Source organism: Clostridium arbusti SL206 (assembly GCF_000246895.1).
Lineage (GTDB): Bacteria > Bacillota > Clostridia > Clostridiales > Clostridiaceae > Clostridium_I > Clostridium_I arbusti.
The window spans coordinates 1-845 of the sequence record NZ_BAEV01000200.1; the positions used below are offsets into that span (position 1 = coordinate 1).

Below are 845 nucleotides of genomic sequence, written 5' to 3' on the forward strand. Positions count from 1 at the left end.
AAAAGGTGGAGATATTGTATTTGATAAAGTTAAAGAAGTAGTAAATACAAGATGCTTTAAAGCTATGGCTGAGTCATGTAAAATTGTTCCTGCTGGACTTGGTACAGATGCAGGGGTAATGGGAGCAGTTGGATTAGCTGTAATTGCAAGTAAATAAATATTTTCTATAATAAAATAAATTTTAAGCTATCACATTACATAAGACACCGCTTTAGTGGGCCTAAGGGCGGTGTTTTTGTTTGGTAGCGGTCACTTCTCTATTAGGTTTTTATCCAAATCATTCATGGCACGAATACAAAGCCCGTCTTTCTTTAGCATTCCAATTATAGTTTCTGCCTGCTCTTTCTTTTACTTTTTGTACCTTTAATGTCATCATAAAACAAAACTATTTCTAAACTATGTCAAAGGGACAAAGATACCCCCTACATTGCAGGCAAATCTACCTAATATCTTGCCCTAAGGAATTATTATTTATACAAAATTGCCGCAGACCTTTCCCCATTTGTATAGCATAGAAAGAATAGGCTGAATTGTTTCACCTAATTCAGTTATTTGGTATTCGACATGCGGGGGAACTTCATTATACTGAATGCGGTTGATTAGTTTGTCCTCCTGCAATTGGCGTAAACTTTTTGAAAGCATTAGACTGGATATCCCATCCAAACGCCTTTGCAGATCATTGAACCGAATAACCTTTTGCTGAGATATTTCCCAAACAATTCGCATTTTCCACTTTCCGGACAATAAACCCAAAGCGTATTTAATAGAGCACCCTTCCATATTCCCCATTTGCATAACATGAGCTCCCCATTTGCATAGCATGGAAAGAATAGGCTGAATTGTTT

1 protein-coding gene and 1 pseudogene are annotated in these 845 nt (G+C 36.7%); one reads left to right on the forward strand and one right to left on the reverse strand.

What is annotated here, in order from left to right:
• Positions 1 to 157, forward strand: a pseudogene (locus tag RH99_RS19840) (ROK family protein); the annotation flags it as partial.
• A gap of 314 nt (positions 158 to 471) precedes the next feature.
• On the opposite strand, the gene RH99_RS18045 reads toward RH99_RS19840, so the two are convergent.
• Positions 472 to 845: winged helix-turn-helix transcriptional regulator (locus tag RH99_RS18045; RefSeq protein ID WP_010241812.1), on the reverse strand; the 374-nt coding region annotated here is incomplete at its 5' end.